Raw genomic sequence first — 13,446 nt, forward strand, 5'->3', positions numbered from 1 at the left:
ACGACGATGTCCAAGGCCACACGCGCAACCAAAGCATTGGACGCGGCCGGCATCGCCTATCGGCTGCATCCCTACGACTACGCCGCCGAGGCCGCCGCCAAGGGCCTGCAGGCCGCGCAGGCGCTGGGGCTGCCGCCGGAGCGGGTGCTGAAGAGCCTGATGGCCTGGGTCGACACCCGCGCGGTCTGCGTGGTGGTCCCGTCCGACCGCCGCGTGCAGTTGAAGAAGCTGGCCGCCGCCGCGGGCGGCAAGGCGGCGCGGATGATGGAGGCCGCCGAGGCCGAGCGCCGCACCGGCTACAAGGTCGGCGGCATCAGTCCGCTGGGCCAGCAGCGGCCGGCGCCGGTGCTGATCGAGCAATCGGCGCTGGGCGCGGGGAGCGTGTGGTTCAACGCCGGGCAACGCGGCCTGCTGCTGGAAATGGAGGCCGCGCAGGTGCTCGACGCGCTGCAGGCGCGCGCCTGCGATCTGTGCGAGTGAGCCGTCCACTCCGTCTCGCTGGCAGGCGCGCGGATCCGCGACAGCACGCCATCGGGCGGACCCACAACCACAGCGGCCGCGATGACCGGCTTGGCGTAGTGCGATGGCGCGCCACGCGCCAGCGTGCGAGGTGCACGCGGTGGCCCATAAAAAAGCCCCGCGCCGAAGCGCGGGGCGACCGAGGGTGACAGCGGCGGCCTCCTGGCCGACCGCTGCGTTCCGGCACCGGGAGGTGCGCGGCGGCCCGCAAGGCCGCCGCGACGGAGTGCCTCAGTAGTCGGCCTTCAGGCTGACCCCGGAGAACGTGCTGTACGCCTTCACCCGCACATAGTAGGTGCCGGCCTGCGGCGAGTTGAAGGTGCAGGTCTCGTTGTTGCCGTTCCGGTACGGACGGCAGTCGTAGGCCGAGTCGGTCGGCGCGCTGCCGAAGCGCACGTACAGGTCGGCATCGCCGCTGCCGCCGGAGATGGTGACCACCAGGCTGCTGGAGCCGGACGGCACCTTGACCGTGTAGTTCAGCGAGGAGCCGGTGTTGGCGCTGAGGCCGGTGACCGCCACGCCATCCTGCAGCTCGTTGCTGCTGCCGCCACCACCGCCACCGCCGCTGCTGCCGCCGTTCTTCGCCGCGGTGACCGCTGCGTTGGCGTCGAGCAGGCCGGCGCCGCAGCCCTGCGAGCAGGAGAAGCTGGCCGCGGTGTTCTTGATGGTGCTTTCCACCTGCGCGGGGGTCAGCGCGGTCGGCGCCACCGACTGCATCAGCGCGACTACGCCAGCCACGTGCGGCGTCGCCATCGAGGTGCCGCTGTAGGAGGCATAGCTGGCGTTGCCCGGGGTGGTGGTGCCGTCGTTGAGGGTCGACAGGATGCTCGAGCCCGGCGCGGAGATGTCGATGCCCGAGCCGTAGTTCGAGTAGCTGGCCTTGGCCCGCGACGACGTGGTGGCCGCCACCGCGATCACGTTGTTGCAGTTGGCCGGCACCGCGTTGGACACGTTGGTCGAGCTGTTGCCCGCCGCCACCACCACGGTGGTGCCGCGGTTGACCGCGCCGTTGATGGCGTTCTGGTAGGTGTTCGAGCAGGTGCCGCTGCCGCCCAGCGACATGTTGATCACTTCGGCCGGGTTCTGGTTGGCCGGCACGCCGCTGACGGTGCCGCCGGAGGCCCAGGTGATCGCATCGGCGATGTCGGAGGTGTAGCCGCCGCACTTGCCGAGCACGCGCACCGGCACGATCTTGGCGTTGAACGCGGTGCCGGCCACACCGGTGCTGTTGTTGGTGACGGCGGCGATGGTGCCGGCCACGTGGGTGCCGTGCCAGCTCGAGTTCGACGCGGACGAGCCGGAGTAGCACTCGCCGGCGGCGGCCCAGTCGCCTTCGTCGGCCGGGTTGCTGTCGCGGCCGTCGCCGTCGCGCGCGCCGTCGGCGTCGCTGATGAAGTCGTAGCCGGGCAGGATGTTGGCGTTGAGATCCGGGTGGTTGGTGATGCCGGTGTCGATCACCGCCACGACCACGCCGTTGCCGGTGGCCTTGTCCCAGGCCGGACGCACGTTGATGCCGGCGTCGCTGGTGCCGAAGGCCCACTGGTCGGACAGGCGCGGATCGTTCGGGGTCAGCGCGATGGTCATGCGCTGGTCGACCTCGACGTACTCGACGTTCGGGTCGGCGGCGATCTGCCGCATCAGCGTCTCGGCCTCGGCGCGGTCCAGCGGGCGGCTGGCCTTGACCACTTCCGGCCCGACCGCCAGGCGGCGCAGGGGGGTCAGGCCCAGCGCACGGCCGTTCTTGGCCGGCAGCGCGGCGGCGGCCGATTGCAGCGTCGCGCGCAGCGCCGCCGAGGGCGCCGCCGCGGCGGTGGAGGCGCTGGAGATGCTGACCGGCGCGGCGTCGCGGGTCTTGACGATGAAGCGCTGCACGGTCGGCTCGGAAGACAGGCCGGAGAGGTTCACGTCACCGGCGAACGCTGGGGTGGCCAGCAGCAACGAGGTGAGAGCGGAGGCGCCCAGCACGACCAGCCAAGGACGCTGACGCGACCCACGATGCGACATTTCGGACATTCGGACTTCCTTTCGGTTGAGTAGCCGCCTGCTGGCGGGTGTTCCGCGCCGCACCGGTCCGGCCCTAACCTGAACCTGGCGTGCATTGCGAGCCCGGCCGACCCACGTGTTGTCGACCATTCATCGACGCTAGCTCAGTACAAGCGCGTATGGAGCAGGGTGTGACGGAAATCCGTTGCACAAAATGGCGAAGTGCAATCGAGTTCGATGTAATAAAGAGAACTACGCCTCGTTTTTGCTGCAGCGCAACATGGCAAGACGCCAAACTTGGCAAATCCGGAGCAATTTTTTGGCTCTCGCGCGACACATCGGCAAGAAAAAGAGACAGCGGATACAGACATCCGGAGCCGTCTGCAGGACACCCGCCGGATCGGGATGCACACGGAACGTCCAGGGAGCGGACAGTCCCGGAAAGGTCAGCAGGGGCCATCGCGGAGACTGTGCACCGACGCAGCAGACGCCACGGCGCACCAGCGCGGATGCCGCCCGCAATGGCCGAGCACAACCTCGGACCCGCGCCACAATGGCGCCAGGCCCGTCCGCCAGGACGGCCGGCGGCCGCCCTGGCGCGGGACACGCGCAGGCTCAGCCCAGCTGCACCAGCCAGCCGTGGCGGTCGGCCACGCGGCCGTACTGGATGTCGGTCAGTTCCTGGCGCAGCGACAACGTCACCGGGCCGGCCGGGGCGGTCAGGTCGCCCACCGCGAAGTCCTTGCCCTTGAGCTGCCCGATCGGGGTCACCACCGCGGCGGTCCCGCAGGCGAACACCTCGGCGATCTCGCCCGAGGCCACGCCGTCGCGCCATTCGTCGATGCTCACCTGGCGCTCCACCACCTGCATGCCGCGGTCGCGGGCCAGTTGCAGGATGCTGTCGCGGGTGATGCCTTCCAGGATGCTGCCCGACAGCGCCGGGGTGACCAGGCTGCCGTCGCGCATCACCAGGAACACGTTCATGCCGCCCAGCTCCTCGATGTACTTGCCTTCGACCGGGTCGAGGAACAGCACCTGCGAGCAGCCCTGCGCCTGCGCCTGCTGCTGCGGCAGCAGCGAGGCGGCGTAGTTGCCGCCGCACTTGGCCGCGCCGGTGCCGCCCTTGGCGGCGCGCGCGTAGTCGGTGGACAGCCAGATCGCCACCGGCGCCACGCCCTTGGCGAAATAGGCGCCGGCCGGGCTGGCGATGACGTAGTAGCCGGCCTTCTGCGCGGCGCGCACGCCCAGGAAGGCCTCGTTGGCGATCATGAACGGACGGAAATACAGGCTGGTCTCCGGCGCCGACGGCACCCATGCCGCGTCGACCGCGATCAGCTGCCGCAGCGATTCCACGAACAGCTCCACCGGCAGTTCCGGCAGCGCCAGGCGCTGCGCCGAGCGCTGCAGGCGCTTGCCGTTGGCCTCCGGGCGGAAGGTCCAGATCGAGCCGTCGGCATGGCGATAGGCCTTGATGCCTTCGAAGATCTCCTGCCCGTAGTGCAGCACCGAGGCCGCCGGGTCCAGCGCCAGCGGGCCGTAGGCGCGCACTTCGGCGTCGTGCCAGCCCTGCTCGCGGCTCCATTCGATGGCGACCATGTGGTCGGTGAAATAGTTGCCGAAGCCCGGCGCGGCGAGGATCTGCGCGCGCGCCTCGGCGCTGCGCGCGGCGGTGGACGGGATCAGGCGGAACTGCGTGGACGGCTCGGTAGCGGACACCGGGGATTCCTGTGGTAGTCGAGGGATGGCCAGGGCCGCCGGGCGCGGCGACCGCAGCGGCGGCGCCTGCTGCAGGCTCCGGCGCGACGCGCGACGCGTCGCGCACAGCTCAGAGCATGCCGGTTTCCAGGCGCGCGGCCTCGGACATCATATGCCGGCCCCACGGCGGATCGAACACCAGCTCGACGTCGGCCTCGGCCACCGTCGGGATCATTTCCAGCTTGCTGCGCACGTCGTCGACCAGGATCTCGCCCATGCCGCAGCCGGGCGCGGTCAGGGTCATCTTGACCTCGACGGTGCGCTGGCCATCCTCGCGCGCGTGCATCGCCACGTCGTAGATCAGCCCCAGATCGACGATGTTGAACGGAATCTCCGGATCGAAGCAGGTGCGCAACTGCTGCCAGATCAGGGCTTCGACCTGCTCGTCGCCGGCGTCCTCGGACAATTCCAGCCCCGGCGGCGGCTCCTTGCCGATGGCATCGCCATCCTTGCCGGCGATGCGGAACAGATTGCCCTCCACGAACACCGTGTAGCTGCCGCCCAGGGCCTGGGTGATGTAGCCATAGCTGCCGGCCGGCAGGGTCACCGCGTCGCCCTGCGGCACCATCACCGCGGCGCAATCGCGTTCGAATTGGACAGGTTCGCTGCTGCGTGAGTACATGGGGGCGATATGGGGACGGGCCCCGCCGGTGCAAGTCGTGCAGTTTATCCGAGTGCGCGGCGCGCGCGCCGCAAGTATCCTGTACACCTTCTCCGGGAACATCGAATGCCGCCTTCCTCCACGCCGGCCAGGCCCTCGCACTGGCTGTGGCCCCTGCTGCTCGCCATGGGCTGTTTCACTGCGCTGATCGCCTGGTTGCTGGTGGCGCTGTCGCTGGGTCGCCAGGTCGGCTGGATGGCCGTGGTGGTGGCGTTGGAGATCGCCTGGATGCTGCGCCTGGGCAACCTGCCGCGCGGCCGGCTGCGCATCGCGGTGGCGATGATCGCCACGGTGCTGGTGATCGTGGCCGCCAACTGGGGCATCGCCGCCGCGCAGATCGGCGCAGGGCTGGGCCTGAACGTGTGGGACTCGTCGCTGAAGATGGGCGCCTACTACGCCTGGACCCTGACCGTGCTGGCCAACAGCCCCGGCGATCTGCTGTGGCTGGGCATCGGCGTGGCGACGGCGTATTTCAGCGCGCGCTGAGCGCGGCCTGGGGTGCTGCTGACGCCGCTGGCATGACGATGGCGGCCGCGCTTCGCGCCTCTCGTCATCCGCTTTCCCCACCAAGCACATCGTGGTTTCTGTAGGAGCGGCTTCAGCCGCGACGGGCCTTACCGGTAACGCCCGTCGCGGCTGAAGCCGCTCCTACCGTTTTTGCGGATGCGCCTGCCGTCCCGCCTTCGGACGCGACGGCGGCCTCCTTCCCCGCCATTCCCGCGCCTGCGGCGGCTCAGTGCCCGCCGCCGTCCAGCGCCTTCAGCTCGCTGACCAGGGCGCTGGCGGCCTCGGCGCCGTCGCCATAGAGCATGCGGGTGTTGTCGGCATAGAACAGCGCGTTCTCGATGCCGGCGAAGCCGGTGCCCTTGCCGCGCTTGATGACGATGACGTTCCGGGAATTGACCACGTCCAGGATCGGCATGCCGTAGATCGGGCTGGCCGGGTCGGTCTTGGCGACCGGGTTGACCACGTCGTTGGCGCCGATCACCAGCGATACGTCGGTGCTGGCGAACTCGGGATTGATGTCGTCCATGTCGGCGATCAGGTCGTAGGGCACGCCGGCCTCGGCCAGCAGCACGTTCATGTGCCCGGGCATGCGTCCGGCCACCGGATGGATCGCGAACTTGACCTTGACCCCGCGTTCGATCAGCCGCTGCGCCAGCTCCCAGATCTTGTGCTGCGCCTGCGCCACCGCCATGCCGTAGCCCGGCACGATCACCACGCGCTCGGCGTAAGCCATCATCGCCGCCACGTCGCCGGCCTCGATCGGCTTCTGGCTGCCGGCGATCGCCTGCGCCTGGCCGCCGCCGCCGAAGTTGGAGAACAGCACGCCGCGGATCGGCCGGTTCATCGCCTTGGCCATCAGCCGGGTCAGCAGGATGCCGGCCGCGCCGACCATCATGCCGGCGATGATCAGCGCCTCGTTGCCGAGCACATAACCTTCGAACGCCACCGCCAGGCCGGTGAAGGCGTTGTACAGCGAGATCACCACCGGCATGTCGGCGCCACCGATCGGCAGCGTCATCAGCACGCCCAGGGCCAGCGCGAGCACGAAGAACAGCACGATCGCCAGCGGACTCAGGCTGATCGCGGCCCAGGCGCCCACGCCCAGCATCGCCACGCACACCAGCAGGTTGAACGCCTGCTGAGAGGGGAAGGTGACGCGCTTGTCCAGGCGCCCGTCGAGCTTGGCCCAGGCGATGATCGAGCCGGACAGCGACACCGCGCCGATCGCCGAGCCGATCACCGCCAACGCGAGTGTCGTCGCATCGGGCTGGCGCGCGGCCAGCGCGGCGATCGCGGCCTCGCTCCAGTGCGCGGTATCGCGGCGCATCAGGAACGAGAAGCGCAGCAGTTCCACCGCGCCGATCGCCGCCGCCGAGCCGCCGCCCATGCCGTTGTACAGCGCGACCATCTGCGGCATGTCGGTGATCGCCACCTTCTTGGCCGAGATCCACGCCGCGGCGGTGCCAAGCACGATCGCCAGCACGATCAGCGGCAGGTTGTGCAGGCCCGGCAGCAGGAAGGTGGCGGCGGTCGCCAGCAGCATGCCGAAGCCGGCCCAGCGGATGCCGCTGCGCGCGGTCCTGGGCGAGGCCATGCGCTGCAGGCCGAGCAGGAACAGGGTGGCGGCGACCAGGTAGCTGCTCTTGATCAGGATCGGCAACAGTTCCATCAGCAGGCGTGCTCCGAAAAAGGACATCTGCCCGAGCGGCAGCAAGTGGGAGAGAACGCCCGACGCGACGCCGAGCAGCAGCGCGAGCAGGACGGCGGCGGCCAGTGCCGCGACGATGCGCGGGGACCGCGCATTCAATCCTTGGCCTTGGTCTTGGCGGCGTCCGGCTTGCTGGACTTGAACATGTCCAGCATGCGCTCGGTCACCACGTAGCCGCCGGCGGCATTGCCGGCACCCAGCAGCACCGCGACGAAGCCGATGGCCTTTTCCAGGGGGGTGTCGGCATGGCCCAGCACCACCATCGCGCCGATCAGGACGATGCCGTGGATGAAGTTGGAACCGGACATCAACGGGGTATGCAGGATCACCGGCACCCGCGAGATGATCACGTGCCCGGCGATGGCCGCCAGCATGAAGATGTACAAGGCCACGAACCCGTCGCTCATCGCACTGTGCTCCCGGGCGCCGCGCCCGTCCGCCGCATCATAACCGCCTGCTGAACTGCTGTGCGCTGCCGTCGCGCCGGCGCGCGTGCCGCGGCCGGTCAACCGCGACGGCCACGGTGCGTTTACCACGGCATCCCCCCGCCAGGAAGCTAAGCTGTGCTGGTGAGCACGCCCGCCCTCGCACCGCCGTCGACCGATGCCGACACCGAACAGCGCCCGCTGCCGGCGTCGCTGGATGCGTTCCTGGCCGAGATCGGGCCGCGCGCGTTCCGCTTCGCCGAAGCCGGCCTGCGCCAGCGCGAGGACGCGCTGGATGCGGTACAGGACGCGATGATCAAGCTGCTGGCCTACCGCGAGCGCCCGGCGCAGGAATGGACGCCGCTGTTCTGGAGCATCCTGCGCCGGCGCATCATCGACCTGCAGCGCCGCCGCAACTTCCGCCTGCGCTTCTGGGTACCGACCAGCGAGCGCGAGGCGGACAGCCCGCCGGACTGGGCCGACGACGGTCCCAATCCGTCCGAGCAGCACGAGCGCCGGCAGACCCATGCGCGGCTGGTGACGGCGCTGCGCGCGCTGCCGGCCCGGCAGCGCGAGGCGTTCACCCTGCGCGTGCTGGAAGAGCTGGACGTGGCCACCACCGCCCGCGCGATGGGCTGTTCGGAAGGCTCGGTGAAAACCCACCTGTCACGCGCCCGCGAGGCGCTACAGAAACATCTGGAGGACGTCCGATGACATCCGATCGCATCCGCTCGGCGGACTTCGACGCGCGCCTGCGCGCCGTCCACCAGGCCGGCTTGCGGGCCCTGCCCGCGCCGACCCTGGCGCGGCTGCGCACCGCGCGCCAGCAGGCCAGCCAGACGCACGTGGCACCGGGCCGCCGCTGGGGCTGGATGCTGGCGGCAGTGCCAGCACTGCTCGGTGCGGCGCTGGGCGTGCACCTGCTGCTGCGCCCGGCCGCGTCGGTACCGCCCACCACCACCGCCAGCGTCGCCGCCGGCACCAGCGCGGTCGCGACCACGCCGGCGGGCGCGGCCGCCGACACCGACCAGGCCGCGACCGCGATGCTGGACGAAAATCCCGACCTGTACCTGTGGCTGGGCTCCGATACCTCGCTGGCAATGGAATGAACCCGATGACTCGCCTGATCTCTCTTTCCCTGGCGCTGGCGCTGCTGGCCGGCAGCGCCGTCCCGGCGGCCTTCGCCGCCCCGCCCCCGCCCGGGCCGCCGCCGCCGCCGAGCGCGGCCGACCGCGACGACGATAGCGGCCCGCCGCTGCCCGACTGGGAACACCTGAGTCCGCAGCAGCGCGACCTGCTGATCGCGCCCCTGCGCCAGCGCTGGAACGACGTCCCGCAGCAACGCCGGCGCATGTTCGAGCACGCGCAGCGCTGGCAGGCGATGACCCCCGAGCAGCGCGACCGCGCGCGCAAGGGCGCGCGCCGCTACGAGGACATGACCCCGCAGCAGCGCGAGGAGGCGCGGGTACTGTTCGACCGCATGCGCGCACTGCCGCCGGACCAGCGCAAGGCGCTGCGCGATCGCTGGGAAGCGATGACGCCGGCGCAACGCGCCGCCTGGATCCGCGCCAATGCCGGCCCGGACGAGTTGCCGCCGCCGCAGCCGAAGTAAGTGGGCGACGCATTGCGCAGGCGTCGCTCGAGGCTTGATGGGCATGCCGCGCGGCGCCTCGCCACCGCGCCGCGCGATGACGTCCAACGGGCGCGGAAATAACCTGTAGGAGCGGCTTCAGCCGCGACGGGCTTTCCCGTGAACGCCGATCGCGACTGATGGCCGAAGGCCACGTCGCGCCGCTCCTGTAGGGCACACGCCGATGGGCAGTAGGTCGGCAAGTCGACCGCCCTCCCTACAGCGGACTTACCGGCGACAGCAGGCGTCAGCGTCGCAGCCAGCCCACGCTCTCACAAGGTCCGCGACGCGCAACGCCCATTCACGCCGTCCAGCGCGTCTTGGCCAGCAGTTCGTCGTTCCAGTCGTAGGCGATCGCGCCGTCCTTCAGGAACAGCGCGACGAAGTTGTAGACGTTGCGCGCGTACATTTCGCTGGCATGCACCGCGCCCATGCTGGCCAGGTCCAGCGGCCCGGCGACGGTCACGCCGGCATGCTCGATGGTCTCGCCCGGCCGGGTCAGCTCGCAGTTGCCGCCGGTCTCGGCGGCCAGGTCCACCACCACGCTGCCCGGTTTCATGCCCTCGACCATCGCCGCGCTGAGGATCTTCGGCGCCGGCCGCCCCGGCACCGCGGCGGTGCACACCACCACGTCGACGCCCTTCAGGTGCTCGGCCAGCCGGCGCTGCTGCTCTGCGCGTTCCTCATCGGTCAGCTGCCGCGCATAGCCGCCCTCGCCGGCGGCGCTGACCCCGAGGTCGAGGAACTTGCCGCCCAGCGATTCGATCTGCTCGCGGGTTTCCGGGCGCACGTCGAAGCCCTCCACCTGCGCGCCCAGGCGCTTGGCGGTGGCGATGGCCTGCAACCCGGCCACGCCGGCGCCGACGATCAGCACCTTGGAGGGGCGGATGGTGCCGGCCGCGGTCGTCAGCATCGGAAAGAAGCGCGGCGCCAGTTGCGCGGCGATCAGGGTCGCCTTGTAGCCGGCCATGCCGGCCTGCGAACTGAGCACGTCCATCGCCTGCGCACGGGTGGTGCGCGGTAGCCGTTCCAGCGGGAAGGCGACCAGCTGCCGCGCCTGCAGCGCCGCCGCGCGCGCCGGATCGGCCTGCGGCTGCAGGATGCCGACCACGCCGGTGCCCTCCTTGAGCTGTTCCAGCGCCACCGCCGGCAGCGGCTGCACGCACAGCACCAGATCCGCCTGCGCCGGGCTGTCGGCATCGGCCAGACGGGCACCGGCGGCCACATAGGCCGCATCGACGAAGCCGGCCGACACCCCGGCCTGCGGCTCGACCCGCACCTGCGCGCCCAGCGCGACCAGTTTCTTGACCGTCTCCGGCGTGGCCGCCACACGGCGTTCGCCCCGCGCCGACTCCTTCACCACCAGCACCTGCACTGCCATGCGATTCCCCGTGCCTTGCCCGTCGTCCGCGCCGATCCTACAGCGTCCGCACGCCAGGTGGAGGCTGCGCGCCGGCAGACGGACGTCGGCGACCGGGCGTGCCGGGGATGCGAACGCGATCGCGCCCGCCGCACTCCACGTCGTCGGTGCGGGCACGGTTCTCCCAACCCAGATGCTCTGCCGAGCCGGGAAGGACGTGGCGTGCAAGGAAACGCCCAACGCCGAAATGCGACTCCCAACGCGGCATCACGGTAGGAGCGGCTTCAGCCGCGACCGGTTTTTACCGGTAACGCCTCGTCGCGGCTGAAGCCGCTCTACGCGGACGCGGGCAGCGCTCCGTCACGTAAGAGGTGGCGGCAGCGATCGTCCGCACCGCCACAGCAGACCTCAGTGCAGAGTCGCGCTGTGCGGATCCAGGCGGTCGATGACGCCCTGCATGGCGCTGTCGAAGGCGCCGTCGTCGACGTGCGCGCGCAGCCGGCCCAGCCGCACCATCACCGCCAGTTCTTCCGGCGAGGCCACGCAGAAGCGCGCGCCGCGCCGGTTGACGAACAGCAGCCGCGACGAGATCGGGCTCACCCACGACAGCTTGCCGGCCTGTACCTTGCCGTCGCGGTCGACGAAGTCCAGCCAGGTGCCGATGGTCATCGCGCGGAAGCGGTCGGCATCGGCGTTGTCGAAATCGTCCATGGTCTGCGGCGGCGCCACCTCCACCGGCTGCGCCTCCTGCACCGGCGGCTGCGGCAGCGCCACCTGCGGCAGTTCCGGCAGCGGCCGCTCCAGTTCCGGGCGCAGTTCGGCCACCGCCTGCAGCGTGTCGTGCAGCGCATCGATCGCCGCCGCGGCCGCCTCGGCATGCAGGCCGACGCTGGCGAAGACCCGCTGCAGCGCCCCCTGCCAGGCCTGCAGCCAGGGCTTGCCGACGATATGCCGCTGCGCCTCGGCGGCTTCCTCGAGCAGGCCGTCGGCCAGCGCCAGCGCATCGCGCACGCCGGGGCCGCCCTCGCCTTCGCGCAGCATCGCCATGGTCAGGTGGTGCTGCCACGGCTGGCGCAGGAAATCCTGCAGCGCCTGCGGCAATTGCCGGCCCTGCAGGCGCACCTGCAGTTCGGCCTCGGCACGCTGCCGCGCCAGTTCCAGCTTCTCCTGGCCGCGCTGGGTCTCGGCGGCGCGGCGCTCGGCGATCTCGATGCGGCGGCGGTGCTGCATCAGGAAATCGCGGAATTCCTCTTCCAGGGTCAGGAAGATCGCCAGGTTCTCGTTGAACTCGGCCACCAGCCGGTCAATGACTTCCTCGACCTTGCCCATCAGCACGCGCTCGGCCTGGCTCTCGCCGGTGTTGCCCTCGCAGGCCTCGGACAGGGAGTTGAGCAGGCGCCGCGCCGGATGGGTCTTCTGCACGAACATGCGCCGGTCCAGCAGCGCGACCTTGACGAACGGCACCACCAGCCGGCCGATCAGTTCGCGCGAGCGGCCTTCCAGGTCGCGCTCGTCGAGCATCACGTCGAACAGCATGCCGACCAGGTCGATCGCGTCCTCGTCGACCGGGTCCAGCCGCGCGTGCGCCGGGTCCACGCCGAACTGGGTGGCGTTGGACAGCACCTCGCTCTTGAGCCGCTGCGCCAGCGACTCGCTGTCGTCGCCGATCGCCGCGCGCAGCGTGGCGCTGGGCGTGGCCTGCAGCAGCGACAGCACCGACATCATCTCGCGCTGGCTCAGCGGCCGTTGCTGGCCGACGGCCGTGGTCGCCGCGGACGTCGCGCTCTCGCGCGCGTTGCGGGTCTGCTGCAGCAGTTCGTGCAGGGCCTCCAGCAACACGCCCTGGCTGCCGCCGGGCAGGTGCGCCTCGTCGCCGTCGTAGCGCTCGCCGGCCTGCAGGCTGCCGCGGCGCTCGGCCCAGCGGTTGACGAAGCGGTTGGCCCAGGCCGGCGCATAGTGTTCCTCGTCCTCGCCCAGCTCGGCGCCGAGGCCGGCCTCGGCGGCCTCGCGTGGCGGCCGCTCCGGCGCCGGCGCGCGCCGTGGCGGCGGCGGTGGCCGCGGGCGCGAGATTTCGGGCATCACCCCGGCCCGGGCCAGGCTGTCGTCCAGGTCCTGATAGAGCTTGCCGACCCCGGCGGTGAAGTCGCGCTCGCACAGCTTGATCAGCACCAGCCGCACTTCCGGAGCCAGGTCGCTGGTGGAGAACGCCGCATGCACGGCCACGCCGATGTGTTCGGGGCCGATCGGATTGGTGTCGGCATCCAGCTCCAGGCCGCCGGCGATCCAGCCCAGGCGTCGGTCGATGCGGGTCAGCACCGGCTTCCATTCGCGCAGCAGCACGCTGGCCAGGTTGCGCACCGCCAGCCGCGATTCCAGTTCGTGTTCGGAGATCAGGCTCAGGCCCTGCCCATAGCCGGCCAGGGCGACTTCGGCCGACAGCGGCGCGCCGGCCTCCAGCGCCTCCCAGGCGGTGTGCAGCTGTGCGCGGAAGCGCGCGGCGATCTCGTCGCGGCGGCGCCGCAGTTCGCGCATGCCGTCCAGGAACAGCAGTTGCGACGCGCCGGCGCTCTCGGCGCGGTCGAACAGCACGTCGTCGAAGTGCGCCAGCGCAGAGGCGAAGGCGTGGCCCAGCACCGGCAGCATGCCCTCGCGCGCCTGCGTCAACAGGCGCGGGTCACGCGCCGGGTGTGCATGCGGGCTGGGGCTGAAACTCATGCGCGATGGCTCCGCGCCACGGACGGCGCCAGATAGGAGGAAGGTGGAAGACGATCGGACGCGGCCCCTGTTTCCGCTCCTGCATGGTAGGCAAGGTGTCTGAACACCGACCGTGATGGGCTACGCATTTCTCTCTCCAGAACGTGACCTCGTGCGGGATCGTAAGCTTGGACGGCGCTGCTG

12 protein-coding genes are annotated in these 13,446 nt (G+C 70.7%); 5 read left to right on the forward strand and 7 right to left on the reverse strand.

Annotated features, from left to right (window positions below):
• The first annotated feature begins 6 nt into the window (after positions 1-6).
• The gene (gene ybaK / locus AC1PME_RS16715; protein ID WP_254458978.1) at positions 7-480 is read left to right on the forward strand and encodes a Cys-tRNA(Pro) deacylase; all 474 of its coding nucleotides are present in this window, start codon (positions 7-9) and stop codon (positions 478-480) included.
• Between the two features lie 270 nt (positions 481-750).
• On the opposite strand, the gene AC1PME_RS16720 is transcribed toward ybaK, so the two are convergent.
• The 3 genes from AC1PME_RS16720 to sufT all read right to left on the reverse strand — a co-directional run bounded on the left by AC1PME_RS16720 (position 751) and on the right by sufT (position 4,879).
• Positions 751-2,523 carry a S8 family peptidase gene (locus AC1PME_RS16720; protein WP_307553031.1) on the reverse strand — a complete coding sequence of 591 codons (1,773 nt, stop codon included), beginning with the start codon at positions 2,521-2,523 and terminating at the stop codon, positions 751-753.
• Between the two features lie 594 nt (positions 2,524-3,117).
• Positions 3,118-4,185, reverse strand: a complete 1,068-nt coding sequence (locus AC1PME_RS16725) for a branched-chain amino acid aminotransferase (RefSeq protein WP_430544018.1) — start codon at positions 4,183-4,185, stop codon at positions 3,118-3,120.
• Positions 4,186-4,327: 142 nt separating this feature from the next.
• A complete protein-coding gene (gene sufT / locus AC1PME_RS16730; RefSeq protein WP_254458982.1) occupies positions 4,328-4,879 on the reverse strand; it encodes a putative Fe-S cluster assembly protein SufT in 552 nt (183 codons plus the stop codon).
• A 105-nt stretch (positions 4,880-4,984) separates the two neighbouring features.
• Between sufT and AC1PME_RS16735 the strand changes: the two genes are divergently transcribed.
• Complete coding sequence (locus AC1PME_RS16735; protein WP_254458983.1) at positions 4,985-5,404, forward strand: hypothetical protein; 420 nt, start codon at positions 4,985-4,987, stop codon at positions 5,402-5,404.
• A 247-nt stretch (positions 5,405-5,651) separates the two neighbouring features.
• On the opposite strand, the gene AC1PME_RS16740 is transcribed toward AC1PME_RS16735, so the two are convergent.
• Both AC1PME_RS16740 and AC1PME_RS16745 read right to left on the reverse strand, forming a co-directional pair.
• Positions 5,652-7,094: an NAD(P)(+) transhydrogenase (Re/Si-specific) subunit beta gene (locus AC1PME_RS16740; protein ID WP_481098135.1), complete on the reverse strand. Its 1,443-nt coding sequence runs from the start codon at positions 7,092-7,094 to the stop codon at positions 5,652-5,654.
• A gap of 134 nt (positions 7,095-7,228) precedes the next feature.
• A complete protein-coding gene (locus AC1PME_RS16745; protein ID WP_481096460.1) occupies positions 7,229-7,540 on the reverse strand; it encodes an NAD(P) transhydrogenase subunit alpha part 2 in 312 nt (103 codons plus the stop codon).
• A 156-nt stretch (positions 7,541-7,696) separates the two neighbouring features.
• On the opposite strand from AC1PME_RS16745, the gene AC1PME_RS16750 reads away from it, so the two are divergent.
• From AC1PME_RS16750 to AC1PME_RS16760, 3 genes are read left to right on the forward strand one after another with little or no spacing between them, the layout of a single operon-like run.
• Entirely contained in the window at positions 7,697-8,272 is a 576-nt protein-coding gene (locus AC1PME_RS16750; RefSeq protein ID WP_307552147.1) for an RNA polymerase sigma factor, read from the forward strand.
• The gene (locus AC1PME_RS16755) at positions 8,269-8,667 is read left to right on the forward strand and encodes a hypothetical protein (protein WP_481096461.1); all 399 of its coding nucleotides are present in this window, start codon (positions 8,269-8,271) and stop codon (positions 8,665-8,667) included. The genes AC1PME_RS16750 and AC1PME_RS16755 overlap by 4 nt, the downstream gene beginning before the upstream one ends.
• A gap of 5 nt (positions 8,668-8,672) precedes the next feature.
• Positions 8,673-9,170, forward strand: coding sequence for a DUF3106 domain-containing protein (locus AC1PME_RS16760; protein WP_481096462.1), 498 nt, complete (start codon positions 8,673-8,675; stop codon positions 9,168-9,170).
• 319 nt (positions 9,171-9,489) lie between these two features.
• Here AC1PME_RS16760 and AC1PME_RS16765 read toward each other — a convergent pair whose 3' ends face one another.
• Together AC1PME_RS16765 and AC1PME_RS16770 are read right to left on the reverse strand one after the other, a co-directional pair.
• Entirely contained in the window at positions 9,490-10,569 is a 1,080-nt protein-coding gene (locus AC1PME_RS16765; RefSeq protein ID WP_481096463.1) for an NAD(P) transhydrogenase subunit alpha, read from the reverse strand.
• 387 nt (positions 10,570-10,956) lie between these two features.
• Positions 10,957-13,263, reverse strand: coding sequence for a DUF1631 domain-containing protein (locus AC1PME_RS16770; RefSeq protein ID WP_254458991.1), 2,307 nt, complete (start codon positions 13,261-13,263; stop codon positions 10,957-10,959).
• Positions 13,264-13,446 lie beyond the last annotated feature (183 nt).

The sequence above is a fragment of the Xanthomonas sp. NCPPB 901 genome, assembly GCF_056725085.1.